This is a genomic window from Enterobacter sp. RHBSTW-00901 (assembly GCF_014103115.1).
Lineage (GTDB): Bacteria > Pseudomonadota > Gammaproteobacteria > Enterobacterales > Enterobacteriaceae > Enterobacter > Enterobacter cloacae_P.
Map to the genome: position 1 here is coordinate 2,644,294 of NZ_JABXPB010000001.1, position 23,676 is coordinate 2,667,969.

Annotated in this window: 18 protein-coding genes and 1 pseudogene; 10 read left to right on the plus strand and 9 right to left on the minus strand. The window is 54.2% G+C overall.

Going from position 1 to position 23,676, the window contains the following annotated elements; all coding sequences use genetic code 11:
• Window positions 1-35: 35 nt before the first annotated feature.
• On the minus strand, window positions 36-1,655 hold the full coding sequence (locus tag HV318_RS12750) for an ABC-F family ATP-binding cassette domain-containing protein (RefSeq protein WP_182273049.1): 1,620 nt from the start codon (window positions 1,653-1,655) through the stop codon (window positions 36-38).
• A gap of 910 nt (window positions 1,656-2,565) precedes the next feature.
• Here HV318_RS12750 and HV318_RS12755 point away from each other — a divergent pair.
• Window positions 2,566-3,003: a hypothetical protein gene (locus tag HV318_RS12755; RefSeq protein WP_182273050.1), complete on the plus strand. Its 438-nt coding sequence runs from the start codon at window positions 2,566-2,568 to the stop codon at window positions 3,001-3,003.
• A gap of 93 nt (window positions 3,004-3,096) precedes the next feature.
• Here HV318_RS12755 and glyS read toward each other — a convergent pair whose 3' ends face one another.
• The 3 genes from glyS to HV318_RS12770 all read right to left on the minus strand — a co-directional run bounded on the left by glyS (window position 3,097) and on the right by HV318_RS12770 (window position 6,554).
• Entirely contained in the window at window positions 3,097-5,166 is a 2,070-nt protein-coding gene (gene glyS / locus HV318_RS12760) for a glycine--tRNA ligase subunit beta (RefSeq protein ID WP_182273051.1), read from the minus strand.
• Window positions 5,167-5,175: 9 nt separating this feature from the next.
• Window positions 5,176-6,087, minus strand: coding sequence for a glycine--tRNA ligase subunit alpha (gene glyQ / locus HV318_RS12765; RefSeq protein ID WP_003860141.1), 912 nt, complete (start codon window positions 6,085-6,087; stop codon window positions 5,176-5,178).
• A gap of 161 nt (window positions 6,088-6,248) precedes the next feature.
• Entirely contained in the window at window positions 6,249-6,554 is a 306-nt protein-coding gene (locus HV318_RS12770) for a YsaB family lipoprotein (protein WP_182273052.1), read from the minus strand.
• Between the two features lie 182 nt (window positions 6,555-6,736).
• On the opposite strand from HV318_RS12770, the gene HV318_RS12775 reads away from it, so the two are divergent.
• Complete coding sequence (locus HV318_RS12775) at window positions 6,737-7,732, plus strand: acyltransferase (protein ID WP_182273053.1); 996 nt, start codon at window positions 6,737-6,739, stop codon at window positions 7,730-7,732.
• Window positions 7,733-7,779: 47 nt separating this feature from the next.
• Here the strand turns inward: HV318_RS12775 and xylB are convergent, their stop codons facing one another.
• Together xylB and xylA are read right to left on the minus strand one after the other, a co-directional pair.
• Window positions 7,780-9,234, minus strand: a complete 1,455-nt coding sequence (xylB, locus tag HV318_RS12780) for a xylulokinase (protein WP_182273054.1) — start codon at window positions 9,232-9,234, stop codon at window positions 7,780-7,782.
• 72 nt (window positions 9,235-9,306) lie between these two features.
• Complete coding sequence (xylA, locus tag HV318_RS12785; RefSeq protein WP_182273055.1) at window positions 9,307-10,629, minus strand: xylose isomerase; 1,323 nt, start codon at window positions 10,627-10,629, stop codon at window positions 9,307-9,309.
• A gap of 371 nt (window positions 10,630-11,000) precedes the next feature.
• Here xylA and xylF point away from each other — a divergent pair, with 371 nt between their 5' ends.
• The 4 genes from xylF to xylR all read left to right on the plus strand — a co-directional run bounded on the left by xylF (window position 11,001) and on the right by xylR (window position 15,977).
• Window positions 11,001-11,993 carry a D-xylose ABC transporter substrate-binding protein gene (gene xylF, locus HV318_RS12790; protein ID WP_182273056.1) on the plus strand — a complete coding sequence of 331 codons (993 nt, stop codon included), beginning with the start codon at window positions 11,001-11,003 and terminating at the stop codon, window positions 11,991-11,993.
• 72 nt (window positions 11,994-12,065) lie between these two features.
• The gene (locus HV318_RS12795) at window positions 12,066-13,607 is read left to right on the plus strand and encodes a xylose ABC transporter ATP-binding protein (protein ID WP_182273057.1); all 1,542 of its coding nucleotides are present in this window, start codon (window positions 12,066-12,068) and stop codon (window positions 13,605-13,607) included.
• On the plus strand, window positions 13,585-14,766 hold the full coding sequence (xylH, locus tag HV318_RS12800; protein ID WP_182273058.1) for a xylose ABC transporter permease XylH: 1,182 nt from the start codon (window positions 13,585-13,587) through the stop codon (window positions 14,764-14,766). Before HV318_RS12795 ends, xylH begins: the two co-directional genes overlap by 23 nt.
• A gap of 32 nt (window positions 14,767-14,798) precedes the next feature.
• A complete protein-coding gene (xylR, locus tag HV318_RS12805; protein ID WP_182273059.1) occupies window positions 14,799-15,977 on the plus strand; it encodes a D-xylose utilization transcriptional activator XylR in 1,179 nt (392 codons plus the stop codon).
• Between the two features lie 39 nt (window positions 15,978-16,016).
• Here xylR and HV318_RS12810 read toward each other — a convergent pair whose 3' ends face one another.
• Window positions 16,017-16,841, minus strand: coding sequence for a protein bax (locus tag HV318_RS12810; RefSeq protein WP_182273060.1), 825 nt, complete (start codon window positions 16,839-16,841; stop codon window positions 16,017-16,019).
• 315 nt (window positions 16,842-17,156) lie between these two features.
• On the opposite strand from HV318_RS12810, the gene HV318_RS12815 reads away from it, so the two are divergent.
• Window positions 17,157-19,187, plus strand: coding sequence for an alpha-amylase (locus HV318_RS12815; RefSeq protein ID WP_182273061.1), 2,031 nt, complete (start codon window positions 17,157-17,159; stop codon window positions 19,185-19,187).
• A gap of 230 nt (window positions 19,188-19,417) precedes the next feature.
• The gene (avtA, locus tag HV318_RS12820) at window positions 19,418-20,674 is read left to right on the plus strand and encodes a valine--pyruvate transaminase (protein ID WP_182273062.1); all 1,257 of its coding nucleotides are present in this window, start codon (window positions 19,418-19,420) and stop codon (window positions 20,672-20,674) included.
• Between the two features lie 4 nt (window positions 20,675-20,678).
• Here the strand turns inward: avtA and HV318_RS12825 are convergent, their stop codons facing one another.
• Entirely contained in the window at window positions 20,679-21,134 is a 456-nt protein-coding gene (locus tag HV318_RS12825; RefSeq protein WP_182273063.1) for a 4Fe-4S dicluster domain-containing protein, read from the minus strand.
• Between the two features lie 3 nt (window positions 21,135-21,137).
• Window positions 21,138-21,956, minus strand: a complete 819-nt coding sequence (yiaJ, locus tag HV318_RS12830) for an IclR family transcriptional regulator YiaJ (RefSeq protein WP_182273064.1) — start codon at window positions 21,954-21,956, stop codon at window positions 21,138-21,140.
• A gap of 225 nt (window positions 21,957-22,181) precedes the next feature.
• Here yiaJ and yiaK point away from each other — a divergent pair, with 225 nt between their 5' ends.
• The gene (gene yiaK, locus HV318_RS12835; protein WP_182273065.1) at window positions 22,182-23,180 is read left to right on the plus strand and encodes a 3-dehydro-L-gulonate 2-dehydrogenase; all 999 of its coding nucleotides are present in this window, start codon (window positions 22,182-22,184) and stop codon (window positions 23,178-23,180) included.
• A 10-nt stretch (window positions 23,181-23,190) separates the two neighbouring features.
• Window positions 23,191-23,657: pseudogene (locus HV318_RS12840) on the plus strand (YhcH/YjgK/YiaL family protein).
• Window positions 23,658-23,676 lie beyond the last annotated feature (19 nt).

Below are 23,676 nucleotides of genomic sequence, written 5' to 3' on the forward strand. Positions count from 1 at the left end.
TTGTTACCGCCCCCGCACCTGCGGGGGCTTGTGTTTTAAAGGCTGTCGCAACGCCACCCGGCCTCTTCCCACACCAGCTCATGCGTTAATGTTAATCCTTTCAGGAAAGCCTCATCGTGTGACACCACCAGCAGCGCGCCCGGGAAACCAACCAGCGCGGCCTCAATCGCCTGAACGGATGCCAGATCCAGGTGGTTAGTCGGTTCATCCAGAAGCAGTAGCTGCGTGGCCTCTTCCCGCCACAACACACAGGCCAGTGCCGCTTTCAAACGCTCACCGCCACTCAACGCCGCCAGCGGAAGCGTGACCTTATCCGCACCAAGCTGCAGCTGAGCTAAACGGGTACGCAGCATCCCCGCTTCCAGCGGCGTATTGCCCAGATTCAGGTGCGACATCACCGATAGCGAAAGATCCAGCTGCGACAGGTGTTGATCGAGATAAGCACACGTCACCGACACCCTGCAGGTTCCCGAACGGGGGGCAATCTCTCCGAGGATGACTCTTAACAGCGTCGATTTTCCGCAGCCGTTCGGCCCTCTTAGCGCTACACGCATCGGCCCGGCCATACGCCAGCTGGTCGGTGGGATATTCACATGTGGCAGCACCAGATCTTCCAGCACCAGCACCTGTTTCCCCTCTGCAATCTGGCTTCCTGGCAGGGTGAACATCACCGGGTTGTCCTCTTCAACCCGTTCACGCGCCCTGTTCACCGCCGCATTCAGCGCATCGTTTTGATCGTTATGCTGTTTTTTCCAGGAGCCAATGCGCTCTTTCGCCGCCATTTTGTATTTAATGCGCTCAAACGAGGCGATATTCAGTGTATCAACCGTACGCAGCGTTTTTGCCGAACGCCGCTGGCTGTCGTCATGCTCCTTTTGCATACGGGCGCGAGTGCGCTTGCGCTCTGTAGCCGCATGTTCCAGCGCCGCGCGGGCAGACTGCTGTTCGGCCTCACGCTGACGCTGATAATCCGTGTAATTCCCGCCATAGCTTCGCAGACCGGAAACGCTCAGTTCAAGGATGCGCGGCACCAGTGTCAGTACCTCACGGTCGTGAGAGGCCACCAGCACGCCACCCTGATAGCGGGCAAGCAGGTCGTAGAACCACTCCCGGCCTTCCCTGTCGAGGTGGTTGGTGGGTTCATCCAGCAACAGATGGTCAGCTCCGGCGGTAAACGCACCGCACAGCAATGCGCGAATGCGCTCGCCCCCGCTGAGTGTTACAGCGGGTTTATCAGGATCAAACGGCGGGAGTTTCGCGTTGTTAAACGCGTCGCTCAGACGTTCTGCTAAATCCCAGTATCCGTCGAGCGCATCCAGATCCTCAGGCTGATAATCACCGCTGTCGATACGCTGACGCGCCGTAAAAATCGTGTCATAACCGAGCAGTTCCGCAAGCGTAGTCTGCGGGGAAATATCATGCTGCTGTGCCACATAGACATATGTTCCAAAGCGTTCAATATGACCGTTTGCCGGTTTATCCAGCCCGGCCAGCAGGCGTAGCAGACGTGTTTTCCCGCTACCGTTGCGGCCCACCAGTGCGCACAGAGACGGCTCCAGCGACAGATCCAACGGGCCAAAAAGGGTATCGCCCGTCGCAAACTGACAGGTGACCTGATGCAAAATAAAAGAAGGGGACTGCGCAAAATGAGCCATAAGCACTCCTGAATGAAATCAAAACATCCCCTGCCGACGCGGTAGCGTTTAGCAAGGATCGAAATTCATCAGTCGTGTTTGTTCATTTTTGGGGGGCGCTCCAGGGGGAGAAATTTAACGGGGATAAGGATAACGGTAATTTGTTGACCATTTCAAGGTTAAATTGTGGGCGATTTATACTCCCTCTCCCTTTGGGCTGAGGGATCTCCACAAAATAATACCTGCACAGACGACCCCGTCTCCCTTGAGGGAGAGGGCTGGGGTGAGGGGGGAACATACGGCTGTAGTGGTCATTCCGTTCACTTTATGTTCCTTGCTACTCTGTAACTCCATAACCGGTGAACGTGCCAGGGTGGCTCAGTCGCCACCACCCTGGCAACCCGGGCTCCCGGCGGTAAATCGCCGCTACGCGGTACCTTCGGCTTATTCCTTCCGGCTTATCGGGGACGGGCGGAGGTAACATCCCTGTAAAGCCCGCCCTCTCAGCGCATCCATGCGCCTCGCCCCGGCCTGCAGGAAACGCCTCAGCGATTTACAGCCGGACCAGGGCATCGCGGTAAGACCTCTGCCTGCAGCATATTTCTCATTGCGGTAATTTTGCGAGCCTCTTTCCAGAAATGGTAATATCCTCAGCAACATAGCTCAAAACTGTTGCCGCCTGTTTTGATGAGCAGTAAGTTCTCTTCGCACCTGCAAAATCAGGTGCCGGGATTGGAACCCTGACTCACTTCACTGGCGACACAGGCTCTGTGTCGTACGGCCTGCTACATTTCAATGGCGAGCCGGACGGGGGCGCTGTAAAGCGCGCTGGTGTCAGTGAGGCCAGTCGTTCCAACCCTGTTCGGTTCCGCCACCAGCGAGCCTGGAACCTCCAGTGGCGGAAGATATACCACTCACTGAGGTTATTGTTATGACTATGGCTGACTCTTTAATCACCCTTCCCTTCAACCACACCACCGCCTTCACCGAACTGGCGGATAACTGTGAACGCTTCACCGACATCCTGATTGATTGCGAAGAACCCACCCAAAAAATGGCGCTCTACGGCAGACTGTCCGCTTGCCTGAATCTGCTGCAACCCACGCTTCTGGAACCTGTCCCCGAATATTTAAAAGCCAGCCTGACCGTGGAAGAACTTCCTTCACGCGTTCCGGTTTTCGAACCTGAATGCGATCAGCTGGGGCGCTACTGTCAGGAGATTACGCAGTTGCTGATGAACGGTTCACTGCCGCGACAATCTGAAATCGTGATGGAAGATTTGCTGTGCGAACTGGTCAGCTACTTTGCCGATACGCTGAAGGCACCACGCTGGCTGCAGACGGACGAAGGCACAGTCGCGATCGGCTAAACCTGCCGGATGACGCTACGCGTATCCGCCCTACAAAAGACCCATAAAAAAACCCGCCGAAGCGGGTTTTTAGCATTTGTAACAACGGGCACCTTACTGCAGCAGCGAAATATCCGCCACGCGCAGGAACAGCTCGCGCAGTTTTTCGAGCATAGAGAGACGGTTAATACGCAGATCTTTATCTTCTACGTTCACCATCACTTTCTCGAAGAAGGCGTCGATCACTTCACGCAGCTCAGCCAGTTCAACCAGTGCTTCCTGGTAGCGGCCTTCCGCGAAGAACGGCTCCAGCTTGTCGCGCAGTACCACAACCTGCATCGCCAGAGCGATCTCTTCCGGCTCTTTCAGCGTCGCGGCGTTCACGCGCTCGTTCAGCGTTTCGTCGGACTTCGCGAGGATGTTGGATACACGCTTGTTAGCCGCAGCCAGCGCAGATGCCGCTTCCAGGGTACGGAAGTGGGAAACCGCCTTCATACGCGCATCGAAATCTGCCGGACGGGTCGGACGACGCGCCAGTACCGCCTGAATAGTGTCGACGGTATAACCTTCGTCCTGATACCACGCACGGAAACGGCCGAGCATAAAGTCGATCACGTCATCCACAACGTTGGTATTGGTCAGCTTGTCGCCGTACAGACGCACCGCTTCTTCCGTCAGGGTCTGCAGATCCAGGTTCAGGTTCTTCTCAACGATGATACGCAGCACACCCAGCGCGGCACGACGCAGTGCAAACGGGTCTTTGTCGCCTTTCGGATGCTGGCCGATACCGAAGATACCCGCCAGGGTGTCCATCTTGTCGGCAATCGCCACCGCACAGGCAACCGGGTTAGACGGCAGGTCATCACCCGCGAAGCGCGGCTGGTACTGCTCGTTCAGGGCGACAGCCACGTCTTCCGCTTCACCATCGTGACGCGCGTAGTGCATCCCCATTACGCCCTGGGTGTCGGTAAATTCGAACACCATGTTGGTCATCAGGTCGCACTTGGACAGCAAACCAGCACGGGTCGCGTGGTTCACGTCAGCCCCGATTTCACGGGCGATCCAGCCGGACAGCTCTGCGATACGGTCGGTTTTGTCGCGCAGCGTACCCAGCTGTTGCTGGAACAGCACGGTCTGCAGACGCGGCAGATGATCTTCCAGACGCTTTTTGCGGTCGGTATTGAAGAAGAACTCGGCATCTGCCAGACGCGGACGAACCACTTTCTCGTTACCAGAAATAATCTGGATCGGATCTTTGGATTCGATGTTCGCCACGAAGATGAAGTTTGGCAGCAGCTTGCCGTCGTTGGCATAGACCGGGAAGTACTTCTGGTCACCCTTCATGGTGTACACCAGTGCTTCAGCCGGAACGGCGAGGAATTTCTCTTCGAACTTCGCGGTCAGCACCACCGGCCATTCAACCAGAGAGGTCACTTCTTCCAGCAGGCTTTCGCTCAAATCAGCGTTGCCGCCAATTTTGCGCGCCGCTTCTTCTGCGTCCGCTTTGATTTTTGCTTTACGCAGTTCGTAGTCAGCAATGACTTTACCGCGCTCCAGCAGGATCTCTGGATACTGATCGGCGTTGTCGATGGTGAACTCTGGCTCACCCATAAAGCGGTGGCCGCGGATCACGCGATCGGACGCCACGCCCAGAATGGTACCCGGGATAACAGCATCGCCCAGCAGCAGGGTCACGGTGTGAACCGGACGCACGAAGTGTACGTCGCTTGCACCCCAGCGCATCAGTTTTGGAATCGGCAGTTTCGCCAGTGACGTCGCCACCATATCTGGCAGCAGCGCTTCTGCACTCTCGCCTTTCACGTGAGCACGGTACAGCAGCCATTCACCTTTATCGGTGCTCAGACGCTCGGCCTGGTCAACGGTGATACCGCAACCACGCGCCCAGCCTTCTGCCGCTTTGCTCGGTTTGCCTTCAGCGTCAAACGCCTGTGCAATCGCCGGGCCACGTTTCTCGACTTCACGATCCGGCTGAGACGCCGCCAGATTTGCCACTTTCAGCGCCAGACGACGCGGTGCAGCAAACCATTCAATTTTACCGTGCGCCAGGCCAGCGTTATCCAGCTCAGCAGTCACGTTCGCAGCAAAAGATTCAGCCAGGCTGCGCAGGGCTTTTGGTGGCAGCTCTTCGGTGCCGATTTCCACCAGGAAAGTTTTCTCAGACATGGCCGCCTCTTATTTGTTTCGGTTGCACATCGGGAAGCCAAGGGCTTCACGGGACGCGTAGTAAGCTTCAGCAACGGCTTTGGTCAGGGTACGAATACGCAGAATGTAGCGCTGACGTTCAGTCACGGAGATGGCTTTGCGGGCGTCCAGCAGGTTGAAGCTGTGGGCGGCCTTCAGAATACGCTCGTAAGCAGGCAGCGGCAGCGGAGTTTCCAGCGCCAGCAGTTGCTGTGCTTCTTTCTCGTACTGCTCGAAGCAGGTGAACAGGAAGTCCACATCCGCGTATTCGAAGTTATAGGTGGATTGCTCCACTTCGTTCTGATGGAACACGTCGCCGTAGGTAGTTTTACCCAGCGGGCCGTCGCTCCAGACCAGGTCGTAAACGCTGTCTACGCCCTGAATGTACATGGCCAGACGTTCCAGACCGTAGGTGATTTCACCGGTAATCGGTTTACATTCCAGACCGCCAACCTGCTGGAAGTAAGTAAACTGCGTCACTTCCATACCGTTCAGCCACACTTCCCAACCCAGACCCCAGGCACCCAGCGTTGGGTTTTCCCAGTTATCTTCCACGAAACGAATGTCGTGGATGGTCGGATCCATACCCAGCTCTTTCAGCGACCCGAGATACAGTTCCTGAATATTGTCTGGCGATGGCTTAATCACCACCTGGAACTGATAGTAGTGCTGCAGACGGTTCGGGTTTTCGCCGTAACGGCCATCAGTTGGACGACGAGATGGCTGCACATAGGCAGTCGCCATTGGCTCTGGCCCCAACGCGCGTAAGCTGGTCATCGGGTGTGAAGTGCCTGCGCCGACTTCCATGTCCAAAGGTTGAACAATGGTGCAGCCCTGACGAGCCCAGTAATCCTGTAAGGTCAGGATCAGGCCCTGGAAGGTCTTGGTATCAAACTTTTGCATAGTATTTCGTGCTGGATACGTGTGGTTTTAAATGGAAGGGTTCAGTATACCCGCTGCCTGCAAGATATACAGTATGAAACGGGTTTGTTTAGGGAAAATTGGGGAAATAAGCCTTTCAGCCAGAACTCCGAAGGCGTCTGGCTGCTGATTATGCGAGCACGTTAGCGCATTGAGAGGTGTAAAAACTGACCGTCCGCGTCAAACGAACAGACAAAGCCCTCTTTACGAGAGGTATGGCCCCGCAGCTCATAGCTTCCCTGAAAATGCTCAAACCCGGTGACCTCAATGTTCTGAACATCAGAATTATAGCGGTGGGCGGCCTGATCTTTACAGAGTTGTTCCATGTTCAGGGAATGTTCCGGGCCAATTTTGCCCTGCTGCGCTCGCTGCACGGGAGCATCTTGTGGAGCACTGCATCCCGCAAGCGTAAGCAGCAGAAAGAGTGATACCACGCGCGTCATCATCATTTTTATTACCGCCCTGGTCAGTGGCTGTTATTTTTAGTATCAGGATTTATAGATTAAGGTCTGGCATTCTGCGAATCTCGCGGCCTGCATACAAGCCAGCGCCATAAAACTCAGAATTTTCTAAGGGAAGATTTTTACACAATGGCAGTCACACTCTTTTTACCAGGAAAACAGAGGAACTGATGCAGTCGAAAATTAACTGGATTGATAACCTGCGAGGAATAGCGTGCCTGATGGTAGTGATGATCCACACCACGACCTGGTATGTCACCAATGCGCACAGTATCAGCCACGTTAACTGGGATATCGCCAATATTCTCAATTCCGCGTCGCGCGTGAGCGTGCCACTGTTCTTTATGATTTCCGGCTTCCTTTTTTTTGGCGAGCGTAGCGCGCAGCCGAGGCACTTCATACGTATAGCCTCGTGCCTGGGGTTCTACAGTGCCGTCGCGCTGCTGTACATCACGCTGTTCACTTCAATTAACCCCGTGATATCGCTGAAATACCTGCTGCAAAAACCGGTGTTCTATCATCTGTGGTTTTTCTTCGCCATCATCGTTATTTATCTGGTTTCACCGCTGATTCAGGTGAAAAACGTCAGCGGTAAGATGCTGCTGGCGCTGATGGTGGTGATTGGCGTGGTGGCAAACCCGAATACGCTCTCGCAAAAAAATGACGGCGTTGAATGGCTGCCGGTCAACCTCTATATCAACGGCGATACCTTTTACTACGTGCTGTACGGCATGCTGGGGCGTGCTATCGGCATGATGGATACCCAAAGACGCGGGCTGAACTGGCTGTGTGGGGCGTTATTTATCCTCGGCGTGATGGTCATTTCGCGCGGGACACTGTACGAGCTGCAATGGCGCGGTAACTTTGCCGACACCTGGTATCTGTACTGCGGCCCGATGGTCTTTATCTGCGCGATGTCCCTGCTGACGCTCGTCAAAAACACGCTGAATGCGCGCCCCCTCCCCGTGCTGGGGTTTATTTCCCGGCACTCGCTGGGAATTTACGGTTTTCACGCACTGGTGATCCACGCGCTGCGAACGCGCGGCGTTGAACTCAAAAGCTGGCCGCTGCTGGATATTATCTGGATTTTCACCGCCACGCTGGTAGTGAGTTTGTTCCTGTCCATGCTGTTGCAAAAAATAGACACGCGCAAATTTGTGAGCTAGCCCGGCGGCGCTGCGCTTACCGTGCAAGCGCAGCGCCGGGTGGGTGTTTACGACATCAGCGGTAAAAGCTGCTGATAAATCCGGCGGAACACATCACGCCGTTCTGCGTAAAGTGCGTGTTTTTTCGCGTCAGGCAGATGACGCTGTTCAAGCGGCAACTGTGGTAAAAGTTGAGACAATGGTGTCCCAGGCTCCACCGCAATCTGCGCCAGTCGCGCCGCACCGAGTGCAGGCCCAACATCGCCTCCGGTACGGTAATCCAGCTGCAGCCCGCTGATATCAGACAGCATCTGCCGCCAGTAACTGCTGCGTGCCCCGCCGCCAATCAGCGTAATACCTGATGGCTTCAGACCGCAGTCATGTACCACGTCCATGCCATCCGCCAGCGCGTATCCAACCCCTTCCAGCACTGCCCGGGCCAGCTCTGCCGGGCCATGTTGATGGGTTAAGCCAAAGAACACCCCTTTCGCTTCCGGGTTGTTGTGTGGCGTACGTTCACCGGAAAGATAAGGTAAAAACCAGACAGCACCTGCGCTCTCATCCGCCTGTTGCGCTGCGGATATCAACGCCGGAACATCGCTCATCCCGGTGAGTTTCACCGCCCAGTCCAGACAGGATGCGGCACTCAACATCACCGACATCAGGTGCCATTTTCCAGGAAGCGCATGGCAGAAACTGTGAACGGCACTTTCAGGGTTGCTGCGATAACCGTCGCTGACGGCAAAATAGACACCAGACGTGCCAAGCGACAGCATAGCCTGTCCCGACTCAACCATCCCGACACCCACGGCACCCGCCGCGTTATCACCGCCTCCGGCAACAACCGGCACGGCAGGGATATTCCAGCGTTTCGCAATGGAGGGATCTAACGTCCCCGTGATCTCGCAGCCTTCAAAGAGCGCAGGCATATGTTCACGCGTCAGATGGCAGGCATCAAGCATCGCCTCGCTCCAGTCACGTTTCGCCACATCAAGCCACATCGTGCCAGCGGCGTCGGACATATCGCTGGCAAAATCACCCGTCATGCGAAAACGCAGATAATCTTTTGGCAGTAATACTTTTGCCACCTGACGGAAAATTTCCGGTTCGTGGCGCTGCACCCACAGTAATTTTGGCGCGGTAAAACCGGGCATCATCAGGTTACCGGTGATCTCACGAGACGTGGGCACACGGCCTTCGAGCATTGCGCACTCTTCCGCGCAGCGGCCGTCGTTCCAGAGAATAGCCGGGCGTAACACGCGATGCTGCGCATCCAGCAGCGTTGCACCATGCATTTGCCCGGCGATACCAATCGCTTTTACCTCACGCAAGCTATGTCGCTCACCTAAGGCTTTAATGGCGCTATCTGTCGCCTGCCACCACTGCTCCGGGTCTTGCTCCGACCATAGCGGATGCGGACGTGACACCTGCAGTTTTTCTGTCTGCGTTGCTAACACGTCGCCCTGCTCACTTAACAGAATGGCTTTCACACCCGATGTGCCAAGATCAATCCCGATATACATATAGTGGATCCCTTAACTGAAAATGCCCGGTGGCGCTGTGCTTACCGGGCCGACGTTTTCCTCGACTGCCTGTTACTTATCGAACAGATAGTGATTGACCAGGTTTTCCAGCAGTTCCTGATGCCCGCTCTGATGCTGCGGTGCCAAATGATGCTGTTCAGCGTACTTCGCGATATCCGCAAGCGATAACTGACCTTTCAAAATTTGCTGGCCCAGCTCACTGTTCCAGCCGCTATAACGCTTCGCAACGCGTTTATCCAGCTCACCGTCTTCAATCATACGAGCCGCGACTTTCAGCGCCAGCGCCATCGTATCCATCGCGCCAATATGACCATAGAACAGATCGTATTTATCGGTACTCTGGCGGCGCACTTTGGCGTCGAAGTTGAGGCCACCGGTGGAGAAGCCCCCCGCCTTGATGATTTCGTACATCACCAGCGCATTCTCTTCCACGCTGTTCGGGAACTGATCGGTATCCCAGCCCAGCTGTGCATCACCACGGTTAGCATCCACAGAGCCGAAGATACCCAGTGCAATGGCAGAGGCAATTTCATGGTGGAAGGAGTGACCCGCAAGCGTTGCGTGGTTGGCCTCAATGTTTACTTTGATCTCTTTTTCCAGACCGAATTGCTTCAGGAAGCCGTACACGGTGGCAACGTCGTAATCGTACTGATGCTTGGTTGGCTCTTGTGGCTTCGGCTCAATCAACAGCGTGCCGCGGAAGCCGATTTTGTGCTTATGCTCAACAACCATCTGCATGAAGCGGCCAATCTGCTCACGCTCCTGACGCAGGTCGGTGTTCAGCAAGGTTTCATAACCTTCACGGCCACCCCACAGTACATAGTTCTCACCACCCAGTTGGTGCGTGGCGTTCATCGCAGTCACAACCTGCGTTGCCGCCCAGCTAAACACTTCCGGGTCTGGATTCGTGGCCGCACCGGCACCATAACGTGGGTTGGTGAAGCAGTTTGCTGTGCCCCAGAGCAGCTTCACGCCGCTTTGTTGCTGTTTTGCTGCCAGCACATCCACCATCTGCGCGAAGTTGTTCAGATACTCTTTCAGCGATGCGCCTTCTGGCGAGACATCCACATCATGGAAGCAGTAGTACGGTACGTTCAGCTTGTGGAAAAATTCAAAAGCGACGTCCGCTTTACGTTTTGCCAGCTCAATGGCTTCACCCGGCTGTTGCCACGGGCGGTCGAACGCGCCCACGCCGAACATATCGGCTCCATTCCAGCAGAAGGTATGCCAGTAACAGGCGGCAAAGCGCAGATGATCTTCCATGCGCTTACCCAGTACCAGCTCATCCGGGTTGTAGTGACGAAATGCTAAAGGATTGGTCGTTTTCGGGCCTTCGTAACGAACGCGATCGAGTTGGTCGAAATAAGCTTGCATATTGAGCTCCATAATCAGGGTATGCGGCGAAGTATTGTGACGTCAGTAATAGTGAATACACATTCCAGCTTGCTCAATTACGTTATTTCACACTGCTATTGAGAGAATGCACAACTGTGCGCTGGCTCGCAAAATATGAGCAGGCAACCTATTTTCCGGCGCATATTCCAGAATCAAATGTAATTAATAGGTTACGCATTTTAAAATCCGATCGCGGTCATAAATTCAGAAATAAACCAAATATCATAATGAGAAGATAAAAATCTGTAATTGCCAGCCCGCCTTTCCACGTTAAAAATTTGCTGCGTCTAAGCAGTGAATGTTTCTTTTATCTCAGCAGCAACATACCCCTACAAAAAGGCCCTATAATTATGAAGATAAAGAACCTGTCCCTTACTCTCTGCACTACTCTGCTGCTTGCCAGCTTTGCCGGGCATGCAAAAGAGGTCAAAATTGGCATGGCGATTGATGACCTCCGTCTGGAGCGCTGGCAAAAAGATCGCGATATTTTTGTGAAAAAAGCCGAATCACTCGGTGCAAGCGTGTTTGTTCAGTCGGCTAACGGCAACGAAGAAACGCAAATGTCGCAAATTGAGAATATGATTAACCGTGGCGTCGATGTGCTGGTCATTATCCCGTATAACGGCCAGGTATTAAGTAACGTAGTGAAAGAAGCCAAACAAGAAGGCATAAAAGTGCTGGCATATGACCGCATGATTAATAATGCGGACATTGATTATTATATTTCGTTCGACAACGAGAAAGTGGGCGAATTACAAGCCAAAAGCCTGATCGATAAAGTGCCTCAGGGAAATTATTTCCTGATGGGCGGCTCTCCTGTTGATAACAACGCCAAACTGTTCCGCCAGGGTCAAATGAAAGTCCTTAAGCCGTATATTGATGACGGTAAGATTAAAGTGGTGGGCGATCAATGGGCTGACGGCTGGCTTCCAGAAAACGCGCTGAAAATTATGGAAAACGCGTTAACGGCCAACAACAACAAAATTGATGCGGTAGTGGCATCCAACGATGCCACCGCAGGCGGTGCCATTCAGGCACTTAGCGCCCAGGGTCTTGCCGGGAAAGTCGCCATTTCTGGTCAGGATGCCGATCTCGCCGGTGTAAAACGCATCATGGCGGGTACGCAAACCATGACGGTTTATAAACCCATCACCGAGCTGGCGAATACGGCAGCTGAAATTGCCGTGGAGCTGGGTAATGGTCAGCAACCCAAAGCAGACGCCACTCTGAACAACGGACTCAAAGATGTTCCGGCTCGCCTGCTCACACCAATCGAAGTCAATAAAGAGAATATTGACGCCACCGTCATCAAAGACGGTTTCCACAAAAAGAGTGAACTGTAATCCAGCGCTGCCCCTGCCCTGCGGGGGCGCATCGACTTGTGCTGTTCTTCCTTCGGGTCATGTGGAGCAGTTATGCCTTATTTATTAGAAATGAAAAGCATCACCAAACGCTTTGGTGCGGTGAAAGCGGTCGACAACGTGAGCCTGCGGTTGAACCCCGGTGAAGTGGTGTCACTGTGCGGCGAAAACGGCTCAGGCAAATCAACACTGATGAAAGTGTTGTGCGGGATCTACCCGCACGGCAGCTACGAGGGCGAAATCGTCTTTGCCGGAGAGGTTATTCAGGCCACACACATTCGCGATACCGAACGTAAAGGCATCGCCATTATTCACCAGGAGCTGGCGCTGGTGAAACATCTCACCGTGCTGGAGAACATTTTCCTGGGAGCCGAAATTTCGCACCACGGCGTACTGGATTACGACACCATGACGCTGCGTTGTGAAAAATTGCTGGCCCAGGTGAGCCTCGCGATTTCACCAGACACGCGCGTGGGTGATTTGGGGCTGGGGCAACAGCAGTTGGTTGAGATCGCGAAGGCACTGAACAAACAGGTGCGTCTGCTGATCCTTGATGAGCCAACCGCCTCACTTACCGAACAGGAAACGGCCGTCCTGCTCAATATCATTCGCGACCTGCAAAACCACGGCATTGCCTGCATCTACATTTCGCACAAGCTCAATGAGGTGAAAGCCATTTCCGACACCATCTGCGTGATCCGCGACGGGCAACACATCGGTACGCGTGAAGCGGCAGGCATGAGTGAAGATGACATCATTACCATGATGGTAGGGCGCGAGCTTACTGCGCTCTACCCGAATGAACCCCACACCGTGGGTGAAGAGGTGTTGCGCGTGGAGAACCTGACCGCCTGGCACCCCGTTAACCGTCATATCAAGCGCGTGAACAATATCGCCTTCTCCCTCCACCGTGGCGAAATCCTCGGCATCGCAGGTCTGGTCGGGGCCGGGCGTACCGAAGCCGTGCAGTGTCTTTTCGGCGTTTGGCCGGGTCGCTGGGAAGGCTCGATTTATATCGACGGGGAACAGGTACGCATCAACAACTGCCAGCAGGCGATTGCCCACGGTATTGCAATGGTGCCTGAAGACCGCAAAAAAGACGGCATCGTACCGGTCATGGCCGTTGGTAAAAACATCACGCTTGCGGCACTCAATCAGTTTTCCGGTGCGCTGAGCAGCCTGGATGATGCCGCAGAACAACAGTGCATTCTCCAGTCACTCGCCAGACTCAAGGTGAAAACATCCTCTCCGGAACTGGCCATTGGCCGGTTGAGCGGTGGTAACCAGCAGAAGGCCATTCTGGCGCGCTGCCTGCTCCTCAACCCGCGAATATTAATCCTGGATGAACCCACTCGCGGGATTGATATCGGTGCGAAATATGAAATCTACAAACTGATTAATCAGCTTGTGCAGCAAGGGATTGCCGTCATTGTCATCTCGTCTGAACTCCCTGAAGTGCTGGGCCTGAGCGACCGCGTGTTGGTCATGCACGAGGGGAAACTGAAAGCCAACCTGATTAACCAGAACCTGACGCAGGAGCAGGTCATGGAAGCCGCCTTAAGGAGCGAACGTCATGTCGAAAAGCAATCCGTCTGATATCAAAGTCGCAGTGCCGACACCCGGCGCATTCGCGGGGCTAAAAGCGCTGAACCTGCAGGTTTTTGTGATGATTGCAGCGATTATCGCCATCATGTTGTTCTTTACCTGGATGACTGATGGCTCTTACCTCAGCGCACGTAATGTCTCTAACCTGCTACGCCAGACTGCCATCACCGGCATTCTGGCCGTGGGAATGGTGTTTGTGATTATCTCAGCGGAAATCGATCTGTCGGTGGGGTCGATGATGGGTCTGCTCGGCGGTGTCGCGGCGATTTTTGACGTCTGGCTCGGCTGGCCGCTGCCGCTGACCGTCGCGGTTACGCTGGTACTGGGGTTATTGCTTGGGACCTGGAACGGCTGGTGGGTTGCATACCGGAAAGTCCCGTCGTTCATCGTTACCCTGGCGGGGATGCTGGCCTTCCGCGGGATATTGATTGGTATCACCAACGGCACCACCGTCTCCCCCACCAGCGCGGCTATGTCGCAGATTGGTCAGAGCTACCTCTCTGATGGCGTGGGCTTTACGATCGGTGTCATGGGCCTGCTGGCATTTGTTGCGTGGCAATGGCGTGGGCGTATGCGCCGTCAGTCGTTGGGTCTGGCTTCGCCAGCGTCCACATCCGTTGTGGGGCGTCAGGCCCTTACCGCTGTAATTGTGCTGGGTGCCATCTGGCTTTTGAATGACTATCGCGGCGTCCCGACCCCGGTACTGCTGCTGGCACTTTTACTGCTGGGCGGAATGTTTATGGCCACGCGCACCGCATTTGGTCGACGTATTTATGCCATCGGTGGCAACCTTGAAGCCGCGCGTCTTTCGGGTATTAACGTGGAACGCACCAAACTTGCCGTCTTTGCCATCAACGGCCTGATGGTGGCTATTGCGGGGCTGATCCTTAGCTCGCGTCTGGGGGCCGGTTCACCGTCTGCCGGTAACATCGCAGAGCTGGATGCCATCGCCGCCTGCGTCATTGGCGGAACCAGTCTCGCAGGTGGTGTTGGCAGTGTGGCAGGTGCCGTGATGGGGGCATTTATTATGGCTTCGCTGGATAACGGAATGAGTATGATGGACGTCCCGACGTTTTGGCAGTATATCGTGAAAGGTGCCATTCTTTTGCTGGCAGTCTGGATGGACTCGGCAACCAAGCGGCGAGCCTGAGAACAGTATTGTTACTTATGGGATAGTAAGCCATGTTTGAAAAGCGTCACCGCATTACGTTGTTATTCAATGCCAACAAAGCCTACGACCGCCAGGTGGTTGAAGGAGTTGGGGAATATTTGCAGGCGTCGCAATCCGAGTGGGATATTTTCATTGAGGAAGATTTCCGCACTCGCCTCGAGAACATCAAAGACTGGCTGGGCGATGGCGTCATCGCCGACTATGACGATCCGGTAATTGAACAACTGCTGGCTGACGTCGACGTCCCCATTGTGGGCGTCGGCGGCTCTTACCACTCACCCGAGCACTACCCGCCGGTTCACTATATCGCTACCGATAACCACGCGCTGGTAGAGAGCGCGTTTCTCCATTTAAAAGAGAAAGGCGTGCACCGCTTCGCCTTTTACGGTTTACCCGTCTCAAGCGGAAAGCGCTGGGCAATGGAGCGTGAGTATGCATTTTGCCAGCTGGTTGCGCAGGAGAAGTATCGTGGGGTGGTCTATCAGGGGCTGGAAACCGCCCCCGAAAACTGGCAGCACGCGCAAAACCGACTGGCAGACTGGCTGCAAACACTGCCGCCGCAAACCGGAATTATTGCAGTAACGGACGCCCGTGCCCGCCACGTGCTACAGGTCTGTGAACATTTGCATATTCCGGTACCCGAAAAGCTGTGCGTGATTGGCATCGATAACGAAGAGCTTACGCGTTACCTTTCGCGCGTGGCACTCTCCTCCGTGGCGCAGGGAACCCGTCAGATGGGTTATCAGGCCGCAAAGTTACTTCATCGCCTGCTGGATAACGAATCCCTGCCGCTCCAGCGTTTGCTGGTTCCCCCTGTGCGCGTGGTAGAACGCCGCTCAACGGATTATCGCTCCTTAAACGATCCGGCCGTCATTCAGGCCATGCACTACATCCGCAACCATGCCTGCAAAGGTATCAAGGTCGATCAGGTGCTGGATTCGGTCGGTATTTCTCGTTCGAATCTGGAAAAACGCTTTAAAGAGGAAGTGGGCGAAACCATTCATGCTGTCATTCATGCGGAAAAACTGGAGAAAGCACGCAGTCTGCTGATCTCCACGTCGCTGTCTATCAACGAAATCTCGCAGATGTGTGGCTACCCGTCGTTGCAGTATTTCTACTCGGTGTTCAGGAAAGAGTATGACACCACGCCAAAGGAGTATCGGGAGCGTTACAGTGAGGTGCTGCTGTAGAAAAGAAAACGCCTTCCATCGGAAGGCGTTTTTTTGGGATTACATATGTGCGGCGATAAGACGCTGATTGTCCTGGAACATAGCAAACAGATAGTTGTTATAGCTCTGTCCCTGGGTGGAATACCCTTTCAGCTTGTGGATCATCGTGCTGGCCGTCAATTCCTGATCCGCTTTACGCAGCTGAGCGCGTGACTTACGGAACGAAGAGTAAGCGGGGTGCGTGTTCAGGTTCACCACATAAGCATTCACGGAATCTTTAACCGATTCAAACTGTGAATAGCCTTTCACTTTACCTGGAGCATCGTTACAACGGCCTTTGACGCATTTCATGCCGAAGAGGTTGTTGTTGCTGCGTGCCAGCTTCGACGTCCCCCAGCCACTTTCGGCGGCAGCCATCGTCGCAACCATGCTGCCTGGGATGATATCCACACGCTCTAAGAGAGAGTTCCACGGCACGTGACGTGTGTTACCGTTCCAGCTCACCTTGTAGCGCTTCGCGATATCTTTCAGACGCGTGCGTTCAGCAGGCGACCAGCGGCTATCGTACTGTTTTGAGATCATCCAGTTACGATCCGCAGTAATCGCGGCATTTTGACTCGTAATGTAAGGCATTACCGTCCGGAGAAACGCTTTTTTCCTTGGTGTCCCGGAAGGGTATTTTCGCAAATCAGGAAGTGAACTACTCTTTGCACTATTGCGAGAATACTCTTGTTTACTGCTAACCTTACTACTTGTCGTCTTTATGACGTGGGCCTTTTTACTCGTTGTATCCGTGTGCGTTTTCGCAAGCACCTCACCTGAAAATGCCACAGTGAGTAACACGAGTAACGTAGCCCCAAATCGTCGAATGGGGGTCGACATCATTAGGTCTCCTGGTCGGATATAAACATTCCAACACCTTATTTTTTTCACAAATTTGAGAGCGGAATCTCAAATTATAACAAAAATAGACTTCAAGAGCATCTAAAGAAATAGTCCAATTCCGAAACTATGTCACCAAAAAACTGCTCACTAAAGCATCATTCCTGAGAAATTGTGTTTGATATCGCAGATAACTCTCTAATTTTGCGCGGGATCACTCATCCTTTCGCATACTCCCGGGAGAAAGCACCAGGGGGATGAGTTTTTCATCAGCGTCAGATGGCACACTGGCTAAAAATGCCGCGACAGGAAAATGGAATGAAACGCACCGCATTAGCTTTTCTGATGTTACCCGCACTGGCACACGCGGGCTGGTCATCGCCGGGGTTTACCACGTTTAATGCCGAAGGCACTGGCGTGTTCACCAGCCAGACAAAGCTGACGAAGGGTACTCGTCCTCTCACTGTGAGTTTTGACAACACGTGCTGGCAGCCAACGGGTGCAATAAAACTTAATGAGATGCTGTCGCTAAAACCCTGTGAGGGCACGCCACCGCAGTGGCGTCTGTTCCGCGACGGTGAGTACCAGATGCGTATCGATACTCGCTCCGGCACACCCACCCTGATGCTGACCATCCAGAGCGCAGCGGAACAACCTGTCGCGAACGTCATCCGCCAGTGTCCGAAATGGGACGGTAAACCGTTGACGCTTGAAGTCAGCAGCACCTTCCCGGAAGGCTCCGTGGTGCGGGATTTCTACAGTAAGCAAACGGCAACGGTGCAGAATGGAAAAATCACCCTTCAGCCTGCCGCCAACAGCAACGGCCTGCTGTTGCTTGAGCGCGCCGAAACAGACAAACCCGCGCAGTTTAGCTGGCAAAACGCCACCGTCTATTTCGTGCTGACCGATCGCTTTGTTAATGGCGATCCCACCAACGACAACAGCTATGGCCGCCACAAAGATGGCATGCAGGAGATTGGTACCTTCCACGGTGGCGATCTTAAAGGGCTTACCGGAAAGCTCGATTATTTGCAGCAACTGGGCGTGAATGCGCTCTGGATCAGCTCCCCGCTGGAGCAGATCCACGGCTGGGTGGGTGGTGGCACCAAAGGCGACTTCCCGCACTACGCCTATCACGGCTACTACACGCAGGACTGGACGAAGCTCGATGCCAACATGGGCACCGAAGATGATTTACGCCATCTGGTCGACGAAGCGCACAAACGTGGTATCCGTATCCTGTTCGACATCGTCATGAACCACACGGGCTACGCCACCCTTGCAGACATGCAGACGTACCAGTTTGGTGCGCTGTATCTGCAGGGTGATGAGCTGAAAAAAACGCTGGGTGAACACTGGACGGACTGGAAGCCGGGTGCCGGTCAAAGCTGGCACAGCTTCAATGATTACATTAACTTCAGCGACAAAGCCGCATGGGAAAAATGGTGGGGTAAAAAATGGATCCGCACCGACATCGGCGATTATGACAACCCCGGCTTTGACGATTTGACCATGTCGCTGGCATTTTTACCGGATCTGAAAACGGAATCCACGACACCTTCCGGCTTGCCAAACTTCTATCAACACAAGCCCGATACCCATGCGAAAGCCATCTCTGGCTACACCCCGCGTGACTACCTGACTCACTGGCTCAGTCAGTGGGTGCGCGACTACGGTATCGACGGTTTCCGTGTTGATACCGCAAAACACGTTGAGCTTGCAGCCTGGCAACAGCTGAAAGACCAGGCAAGCCAGGCGCTGGCCGCGTGGAAAGCCGCAAACCCGGACAAAAAACCCGACAACGCGCCATTCTGGATGACCGGGGAATCCTGGGGCCACGGCGTCATGCAGAGCGATTACTACCGCCACGGTTTCGATGCGATGATCAACTTCGATTACCAGGAGCAGGCGGCAAAAGCGGTGGATTGCCTGGCCGACATGGATATGACCTGGCAGCAGATGGCGGAAAAACTGCAAAGCTTCAATGTTCTGAGCTACCTCTCTTCGCACGATACGCGCCTGTTCCGCGAAGGGGGCCAGCGCGCCGCTGAACTGCTGTTGCTGGCACCGGGCAGTGTACAAATCTACTACGGGGATGAATCTGAGCGTCCATTCGGCCCAACAGGTTCCGACCCGCTACAGGGAACGCGCTCTGATATGAACTGGCAGGACGTCACGGGCAAGGAAGCTGTCACCGTTGCCCACTGGCAGATACTGGGGCAGTTCCGCGCCCGCCATCCGGCCATTGGTGAAGGCAAACAAACCACGCTTTCACTGAAAGAAGGATATGGTTTTGTGCGTGAGCATAATGGCGATAAAGCGATGATAGTGTGGGCGGGTAATCAATAAACAACCCCTCACGCTACCCCTCTCCCCGAAGGGAGAGGGAACCGCACGGAGCCGTCTTTCCCCCTCGCCCCTTTGGGGAGAGGGGATAAAAAACCACCAGAACAATTCACTGAATAAATATCAATTCTCCCTACAAAACCACAAACCCTCTCTCACCTCTCGATTTGCACCCACACGATGCTAGCGTTATGGTTACCCACTTTCATAATAAGCTCGACAGATCACCTGCTATGACGTTTTCACTTTTCGGCGACAAATTTACCCGCCATTCAGGCATTACCCGCCTGATGGAGGATCTCAACGACGGGCTGCGCACACCGGGCGCAATCATGCTCGGCGGCGGAAACCCGGCTCAAATCCCGGAGATGAATGAGTATTTCCAGACGCTGCTGGCTCAGATGCTGGAAAATGGCAAAGCGACTGAGGCACTGTGCAATTACGACGGCCCTCAGGGTAAAACTGAACTGCTGACACTCCTCGCCGATATGCTGCGTGAAGAGCTGGGTTGGGATATCGAACCACAGAATATTGCACTAACAAACGGCAGCCAGAGCGCGTTTTTCTACTTGTTCAATCTGTTCGCAGGACGTCGCGCCGACGGCACCACCAAAAAGGTACTGTTCCCGTTGGCTCCGGAGTATATCGGCTATGCCGATTCCGGCCTGGAAGAAGACCTGTTCGTCTCAGCGCGCCCGAATATTGAGCTGCTCCCGGAAGGCCAGTTCAAATACCACGTCGATTTTGAACACCTGCATGTGGGCGAAGAGACGGGCATGATCTGCGTATCGCGTCCCACCAACCCGACGGGTAACGTCATCACTGATGACGAGCTGATGAAGCTGGATGCGCTGGCTAATCAGCACGGCATCCCGTTGGTGATCGATAACGCCTATGGCGTACCGTTCCCGGGCATTATCTTCAGCGAAGCACGTCCGCTGTGGAACCCGAACATCGTACTGTGCATGAGCCTCTCCAAGCTGGGCCTGCCAGGCAGCCGCTGCGGCATCATCATCGCCAATGAAAAAATCATCACCGCCATTACCAATATGAACGGCATTATCAGCCTTTCTCCGGGCGGCATTGGCCCGGCGATGATGTGTGAAATGATCAAACGCAACGACCTGCTGCGTCTGTCGAATGACGTGATTAAACCGTTCTATTACCAGCGCGTTCAGGAGACGATCGCGATACTTCGCCGTTATTTACCTGAAGAACGCTGCCTGATCCATAAACCAGAGGGAGCGATTTTCCTGTGGCTGTGGTTTAAGGATCTGCCGATTACGACAGAGCTGCTCTATCAGCGCCTGAAAAAACGCGGCGTACTGATGGTGCCGGGTGATTACTTCTTCCCGGGGCTGGATAAACCGTGGCCGCACACGCACCAGTGCATGCGCATGAACTACGTTCCCGACCCGGAAAAAATCGAAGCGGGCGTGAAAATTCTCGCCGAAGAGATTGAAAACGCCTGGCACGAAAACGGCCTGTAGCACCTTACGCCAGGTTACGCAGCCGTTCCGTGCGTAATCTGGCGGGATCGACACAGCTCAGCGCGTGGGTTGGACACGCCTCCACACAGGCAGGTCCGCTCTCGCGATGCGCGCATAAATCACATTTCAACGCCTGAACGTCATTTCCCACCTGCTGAACCTGCATCGCCCCAAACGGGCACGCCACCATACAGCTTTTGCACCCAATACAGCGCGCCTGCTCGACATGCCAGACTCCCGCATTGCGGCGGATCGCCTGTGTCGGGCAGACATTGGCACAGGGAGCATCTTCGCACTGATGACAGCCAACCGCCGTGGTGTACGAACCGCCTTTGACAACCCGAATGCGGGGCGTAAAGGCGTTTGCAGAGACGGAGCCCTGATGCGCCACCGCGCAAGCCACTTCACAGGTGCGACATCCTATGCATCTGGTTGAGTCCGCCACGATAAATCGGTTCATCTGTTACGCCTCGCGCACGTTAAAACCCAGTTCTTTTGAGATAGCCTCTGCCGTTTCACGCAGTGGTTTGAGCAAGTTCTTCTCACCCACCTGCTTCATGCGGGAGGTCGACAGCGAAATGGAGATCGCATACGGCACACGGCCATGAATATCAAACACCGGCACGGCAATACAGGACACACCCAGCTCGTTCTCTTCTTTGTCCATCGCCAGGCTGTGTTCACGGATATCTGCCAGCTCGTCGTACATGGCGCTCAGTTCAGTGATGGTGTTGCGGGTCAACGGCTGGATCTGCTCCTGATGGCTTTCCCAGTAGCTCGCCACATAGTCCTGGTGACCAAACGCCATGTAGATCTTACCCATTGCAGAGCAGTAAAGCGGCATATGCTGGCCGATATACGCGCGCGTACGCAACATGCCGGTTGTCGGCTCCAGCTTGTAAATCAGGATGGCGTGATCGTCTTCACGGCTGGAGAAGTTCACCGTCTCGCCGGTTGCAATGTTCAGCGCCTCAAGGTGTGGTGCCGCCACGTGGATAATGTTCAGCGAGGACAGCGCCTTCTGCCCGACGGCGATAAATTTGGTGGTCAGTCGATAACTCCCCGCAGCAGGAGCCGGGGTAACGTACCCGCACGACTGCAGCCCCTGCAGCAACCGGTGCACGGTGCTCTTATTCAACCCCGCCAGTTCCGATAAGTGTGCAAGCGGACACCCGTTCGGATAGTTACTGAGGATCTCAATCAGCATCAGGCCGCGAAACAAGCTCTGGCTACCCGCTGGCCTCTCTTTTTCTTGCGTCATTTCGCTCTCTTTCATGCTCATCACATGGCTCCTTTTTTATCGCGCCCTGATGGTAGCGCAAAGTGTGGCTCAGTTCACGATCTCAACAGAAAAAACACAACCAGTTGATTTTAATCGATTTTGAAAATCATGAATGCCGTTGATGTGGCAAAATTTGATCGCTATATTTGAAATCAGATTTCGCATAGTGAAATTAAGCGATAAAAAAGCACCCGCACTTGCCCCTAAAAAAACAGGAGAACAGGGATGAAAGTGACCTTTGAAGAGTTAAAAGCGGCGTTCAACCGGGTTCTGCTCGATCGCGGTGTGAAAGCAGACACCGCAGACGCATGCGCTGAGATGTTTGCCCGAACGACAGAATCCGGCGTCTATTCGCACGGCGTGAACCGCTTCCCGCGTTTTATCCAGCAGCTTGATGCAGGCGATATCCTTCCTGACGCCCAGCCAAAGCGGGTGACCACATTAGGTGCCATCGAACAGTGGGATGCCCAGCGTTCCATCGGCAACCTGACAGCGAAAAAGATGATGGATCGCGCCACCGAACTGGCATCCGATCACGGCATCGGCCTGGTGGCACTGCGTAACGCCAACCACTGGATGCGCGGCGGCAGCTACGGCTGGCAGGCGGCGGAGAAAGGTTATATTGGAATTTGCTGGACCAACTCCATTGCCGTCATGCCCGCGTGGGGCTCAAAAGAGTGCTGCATCGGTACGAACCCGTTGATCGTTGCGATTCCCTCCAGCCCCATCACGATGGTCGATATGTCGATGTCGATGTTCTCCTACGGCATGCTGGAAGTGAACCGCCTGGCCGGACGCGAGCTACCGGTGGATGGTGGTTTTGACGATGAGGGCAACCTGACCAGAGAGCCGGGCGTCATTGAGAAAAACCGCCGCATTCTGCCAATGGGCTACTGGAAAGGTTCTGGCCTGTCTGTCGTGCTGGATATGATCGCCACCCTGCTCTCTAACGGCTCCTCCGTCGCGGAAGTGACCCAGGACAACAGTGATGAATATGGTGTATCGCAGATCTTTATCGCCATCGAAGTGGATCGCCTGATCGACGGGCCAACCCGCGATGCCAAACTGCAGCGCATCATGGATTTCATCACGACCGCCGAACGGTCTGATGAAAACCTCGCTATCCGTCTGCCGGGACATGAATTCACGCGCCTGCAGGAAGAGAACCGCCGCAACGGCATTACGGTGGATGACAGCGTGTGGGCGAAAATCCAGTCTCTGTAAGGAGTGGGCCATGATATTCGGACATATTTCGCAGCCAAATCCGTGCCGCCTGCCGCAGGCGATTGAAACAGCGCTCAATTTTCTGCGCTCGACCGATTTTTCCGCGCTGGAGCCGGGCGTGGTGGAAATTGATGGTCGCAATATTTTTGCCCAGGTGCTCGACCTCACCACCAGGGAACCACACGAGAATCGCCCCGAAGTCCACCGCCGTTATCTGGATATTCAGTTTCTGGCATCGGGTGAAGAAAAAATCGGTATCGCTATTGATACCGGGAATAACGAAATAAGCGAATCATTACTGGACCAACGGGATATTATTTTTTATCACAACAGTGAAAATGAATCGTTTATCGAAATGACCCCAGGCAACTACGCCATATTTTTCCGCAGGATGTTCACCGTCCTGCCTGTATTAAAAACAAGGAAACCACAATTCGTAAAATTGTGGTGAAAGTGGCAATCAGCGAATTACAGTAATTTTCTGATAAATACAGGA

What these genes read in the sequence shown, in the direction of transcription:
- HV318_RS12750 (WP_182273049.1), bottom strand. Translation starts at nt 1,655, where the DNA reads ATGGCTCATTTTGCGCAGTCCCCTTCTTTTATTTTGCATCAGGTCACC.
- HV318_RS12755 (WP_182273050.1), top strand. Translation starts at nt 2,566, where the DNA reads ATGACTATGGCTGACTCTTTAATCACCCTTCCCTTCAACCACACCACC.
- glyS (WP_182273051.1), bottom strand. Translation starts at nt 5,166, where the DNA reads ATGTCTGAGAAAACTTTCCTGGTGGAAATCGGCACCGAAGAGCTGCCA.
- glyQ (WP_003860141.1), bottom strand. Translation starts at nt 6,087, where the DNA reads ATGCAAAAGTTTGATACCAAGACCTTCCAGGGCCTGATCCTGACCTTA.
- HV318_RS12770 (WP_182273052.1), bottom strand. Translation starts at nt 6,554, where the DNA reads ATGATGATGACGCGCGTGGTATCACTCTTTCTGCTGCTTACGCTTGCG.
- HV318_RS12775 (WP_182273053.1), top strand. Translation starts at nt 6,737, where the DNA reads ATGCAGTCGAAAATTAACTGGATTGATAACCTGCGAGGAATAGCGTGC.
- xylB (WP_182273054.1), bottom strand. Translation starts at nt 9,234, where the DNA reads ATGTATATCGGGATTGATCTTGGCACATCGGGTGTGAAAGCCATTCTG.
- xylA (WP_182273055.1), bottom strand. Translation starts at nt 10,629, where the DNA reads ATGCAAGCTTATTTCGACCAACTCGATCGCGTTCGTTACGAAGGCCCG.
- xylF (WP_182273056.1), top strand. Translation starts at nt 11,001, where the DNA reads ATGAAGATAAAGAACCTGTCCCTTACTCTCTGCACTACTCTGCTGCTT.
- HV318_RS12795 (WP_182273057.1), top strand. Translation starts at nt 12,066, where the DNA reads ATGCCTTATTTATTAGAAATGAAAAGCATCACCAAACGCTTTGGTGCG.
- xylH (WP_182273058.1), top strand. Translation starts at nt 13,585, where the DNA reads ATGTCGAAAAGCAATCCGTCTGATATCAAAGTCGCAGTGCCGACACCC.
- xylR (WP_182273059.1), top strand. Translation starts at nt 14,799, where the DNA reads ATGTTTGAAAAGCGTCACCGCATTACGTTGTTATTCAATGCCAACAAA.
- HV318_RS12810 (WP_182273060.1), bottom strand. Translation starts at nt 16,841, where the DNA reads ATGATGTCGACCCCCATTCGACGATTTGGGGCTACGTTACTCGTGTTA.
- HV318_RS12815 (WP_182273061.1), top strand. Translation starts at nt 17,157, where the DNA reads ATGAAACGCACCGCATTAGCTTTTCTGATGTTACCCGCACTGGCACAC.
- avtA (WP_182273062.1), top strand. Translation starts at nt 19,418, where the DNA reads ATGACGTTTTCACTTTTCGGCGACAAATTTACCCGCCATTCAGGCATT.
- HV318_RS12825 (WP_182273063.1), bottom strand. Translation starts at nt 21,134, where the DNA reads ATGAACCGATTTATCGTGGCGGACTCAACCAGATGCATAGGATGTCGC.
- yiaJ (WP_182273064.1), bottom strand. Translation starts at nt 21,956, where the DNA reads ATGAGCATGAAAGAGAGCGAAATGACGCAAGAAAAAGAGAGGCCAGCG.
- yiaK (WP_182273065.1), top strand. Translation starts at nt 22,182, where the DNA reads ATGAAAGTGACCTTTGAAGAGTTAAAAGCGGCGTTCAACCGGGTTCTG.